The organism is Terriglobales bacterium (assembly GCA_035651995.1).
Lineage (GTDB): Bacteria > Acidobacteriota > Terriglobia > Terriglobales > Acidobacteriaceae > DASRER01.
The window spans coordinates 1-3,526 of sequence record DASRER010000013.1; the positions used below are offsets into that span (position 1 = coordinate 1).

5 protein-coding genes are annotated in these 3,526 nt (G+C 64.9%); 4 read left to right on the forward strand and 1 reads right to left on the reverse strand.

What is annotated here, in order from left to right:
- Positions 1-864, forward strand: an 864-nt coding sequence (locus VFA60_05070; protein HZQ91143.1) for a M2 family metallopeptidase, incomplete at its 5' end; no start/stop codon positions are given.
- On the opposite strand, the gene VFA60_05075 is transcribed toward VFA60_05070, so the two are convergent.
- Positions 834-1,376, reverse strand: coding sequence for a YIP1 family protein (locus VFA60_05075; protein ID HZQ91144.1), 543 nt, complete (start codon positions 1,374-1,376; stop codon positions 834-836). The genes VFA60_05070 and VFA60_05075 overlap by 31 nt on opposite strands.
- A gap of 49 nt (positions 1,377-1,425) precedes the next feature.
- Between VFA60_05075 and VFA60_05080 the strand changes: the two genes are divergently transcribed.
- The 3 genes from VFA60_05080 to VFA60_05090 form a co-directional block, all read left to right on the forward strand.
- Positions 1,426-2,088, forward strand: a complete 663-nt coding sequence (locus tag VFA60_05080; GenBank protein ID HZQ91145.1) for a thiamine phosphate synthase — start codon at positions 1,426-1,428, stop codon at positions 2,086-2,088.
- Between the two features lie 9 nt (positions 2,089-2,097).
- Complete coding sequence (locus tag VFA60_05085; protein ID HZQ91146.1) at positions 2,098-2,421, forward strand: multidrug efflux SMR transporter; 324 nt, start codon at positions 2,098-2,100, stop codon at positions 2,419-2,421.
- A 54-nt stretch (positions 2,422-2,475) separates the two neighbouring features.
- On the forward strand, positions 2,476-3,526 hold a 1,051-nt coding region (locus tag VFA60_05090; protein HZQ91147.1), incomplete at its 3' end, for a DUF711 family protein.

Consider the following 3,526-nt stretch of genomic DNA (forward strand, 5'->3'; position numbering starts at 1 on the left):
CTGCCCAAGACCTTCTGGGAGCGATCGCTATTCACCAAGCCCGCCGATCGCGATGTGGTCTGCCATGCCAGCGCCTGGGATGTGGACAACAAGAACGACTTGCGGCTGAAGATGTGCATTCAGGTCCGCGATGAGGACTTCGTAACCATTCATCACGAACTGGGCCACAACTTCTACCAGCGCGCCTATAACCAGCAACCTTACCTGTTCCGCAACGGCGCCAACGACGGATTTCACGAAGCCATAGGCGATGCGGTGGCACTCTCCATCACGCCCACGTACCTGAACAAAGTCGGCCTGCTGCCGCAGGTCCCGCAGGAGTCGCAGGATCAGGAGATCGCGTTCCTGCTCAAGCAAGGCCTGGACAAAATCGCGTTCCTGCCCTTCGGGCTGCTGATTGACGAATGGCGCTGGAAGGTATTCTCCGGCGAAGTCACGCCCGCCAACTACAACCAGGCATGGTGGGACCTGCGCCACCAATATCAGGGCGTAGCTGCGCCCGTACCGCGCAGCGAGCAGGATTTTGATCCGGGCGCCAAGTACCACGTCCCCGCCAACGTGCCCTACGCGCGCTATTTCCTGGCGCACCTGCTGGAGTTCCAGTTTCATCGCGGCATGTGCCGCGCAGCGGGATACACCGGCCCCCTTCACCGCTGCTCGGTGTACGGCAGCAAGAAGGCCGGCGCCAAACTGAACGCCATGTTGCAAATGGGACAGAGCCGTCCCTGGCCAGAGGCGCTGGAGGTTCTCACCGGAGAACGGCAGATTGACGGCGGCGCCCTGATGGGGTACTTTGCGCCGCTCAAGCGCTGGCTCGACGAACAGAATCGCGGTCAGAAGGTGGGCTGGACAGTTCCACGCTGATTCCTCCCCAGCGTGGAGCCGATCAGGTCATCGGCCGGAAGCTGAAGCCGAGCACTGCGATGATGGGCCATGTAAACGATCCAGCCGATCACGGAGACGCCGATGGCGCGCCACGTGCTCGTGTAGTCCAGCGCCTGGCGCACGGCGATGATCATGGCTACCAGCGTCCAGAGGGCGATGAACAGCATGGTCACCGGCCCCAGCAGGGGGATAATGCCCAGCACTCGCAGCAGGCCGGGAGCGGCGGAAAAGCCCGTGGTGGGCAGCAGTTGGCCGACATCGGCGTGTGTTTGCGGCTCGAAGAGCAGCTTTGTCCCGATGAAATAGATCAGAAATGCCCACGCGAACCAACCTAACAACGCCGCGATCAGGGCGATAACGAATCCATGCCGCTGGCCGAGGCCGGCAGCGATGCTGGAGAGAATTACCACCGCCAGGGCCTGTCCGGTTGCGCTGGCGTCTTTCTCAACTTCCTCATAGGTCGGGAGCGGCAGGGTTTGCAGCCGCTGCAACCCTGCCGTAGTCTACGCTCGCGTGCTTCTGTGTTACATCACCGATCGCTTGCAGTTTCCGGGGAACGACGGCGGACGCCGTCGCCGCCTGCTGGCCAAGATCGCCGAAGCCGCTCGCTGCGGCGTGGACTGGATCCAACTGCGCGAACGCGACCTGGCCGCGCGGGAGCTGGAGCGGCTGGCGCGGGAAGTGGTGGCTGTCGTGCGCGACGCCTCCAGCCGAACGCGCCTGCTGATCAACTCCCGCATCGACGTCGCCCTCGCAGCGGGTGCCGACGGCGTCCACCTGCGTTCGGACGACATCGCCGCCAGCGAAGCCCGCGTAATCTGGAGCCAGGCCGGTCGTCGAACCTCCGCGGGCGGAATTTTCGTGCCGCCGGTGATCGGCGTCTCCTGCCATACCACGGACGAGGTGCGGCTTGCCGAGGCGCATGGCGCCGACTTTGCCCTCTTCGCGCCCGTATTCGAGAAGCACGGCTCGGCCGGCGCAGGTCTCGAAGTGCTGCGCGCCGCCTGCCGGCCGCAGGCGGCTGGGGACAACGTCGAGGGACCGGGAACCTCGGCTATGCCGGTGCTGGCGCTCGGCGGCGTCACGCTGAAAAACGCGCGCGACTGCCTGCAGGCCGGCGCTGCGGGAATTGCCGCCATCCGCTTGTTTCAAGACAACGATGTGACTACCGTAGTCCAGCAGCTCAGGATAATCTCTGGTTAACATGAGGAAATGATGGCGTGGATTCACCTGATTGCGGCGGGTATTTGCGAGATCGTGTGGGCAATCGCGCTGAAGTACTCACAGGGATTCACGCGTCCACTGGCCAGCGGCATTGTGCTGGGCGTCGGTTTTCTCAGCTTTTATCTCCTCAGCCTAGCCGCGAAGTCGCTTCCCATCGGGACCGCGTACGCGGTGTGGACGGGAATCGGCGCCGCCGGCACCGCGATCCTCGGCATTGCGCTGTTTTCCGAGCCGCGCGACTGGCCGCGTCTGGCCAGCATCGCCTTGATCGTCGCCGGCATCGCCGGCCTGCGCGTGTTCTCGCAGCCCTGAGGTCGCCGCCGCGAACGCGCGTACAATCCTCGCAGGATTACAGGAGGTTCGACGGTGCGAATCCGGCCCGCTCTGGTTCTGCTTGCGGCCACGCTGCTGGTACCGTTCGCGCTCGCCGCTGAAAAGCCGAAGGTGCGCGCCATCACCGCCTTCGTGCGCTTCGATCGCGATCACTACCAGCAGCAAATCCGAGAGACGCTGGATTTCCTGCGCGCCGCGAAGGCGGAATTCGAACGCGGCGGATACGAGGTGCAGACCATCCGCATCAGCACGCAGCCATTTCCCGAATATGTGCGCGGGCTCTCGCCGCGGCAGGCGCTCGAGTTGTTCCGCGACTACGATGCCCTGGCGCAGAAGGAAGGCTTCGACGCCTCGATCGGCACGGTGTTTGTCGGGAGCCCGGCCGATCGCGAAATGGTGGATCTGCTCGCGCAGATACTCGCCTCCACCAGGACACTCAACGCCAGCGTGAGCATCACCTCCGATACCGGAGTGAACTGGAATGCGGTCGCAGGCACCGCGCACCTGATTAAGGCGCTCGCGGAGCGCACCCCGCACAGCCAGGGAAATTTCAACTTCACCGCAGCGGCCATGGTGCCGCCGCTCACGCCCTTCTATCCGGCGTCCTACCACCTGGGCTCGGGCCGGCAGTTTGCAGTGGCGCTGCAGCCGGCCAATGTGGTGGCGGAGGCCTTTACCGCGCCGGCAGGGGGAGCGGCCACGCCGGACTCCCTGCGCCAGCGTCTGCAGCAACTGCTGAGCACGCACGCTTCGAAGATCCAGGAGATCGCCTCCGCCATCGAGAAGCGCTCCGGGTGGAGCTACGCGGGCCTGGACCCCTCGCCCGCTCCGCTGAAGGACGTCTCCATCGGCGCGGCGATCGAGGCCTTTACCGGCGCGACCTTCGGCTCCAGCGGCACTCTGACCGCGGCCACAGCCGTAACCGCCGTGCTGAAGGCAATTCCGGTAAAGCAGACCGGCTATTCGGGGCTCATGCTGCCCGTGCTCGAGGACGAGCTGCTGGCCCGCCGCTGGGGGGAGGGGAAGATCACGCTGGATTCGCTGCTGGCCTACTCGGCCGTGTGCGGCACCGGCCTGGACACCA

Bases quoted from the DNA above. Each gene is read 5' to 3' on its own strand.
- VFA60_05085 (HZQ91146.1), top strand. From the start codon at position 2,098: ATGATGGCGTGGATTCACCTGATTGCGGCGGGTATTTGCGAGATCGTG.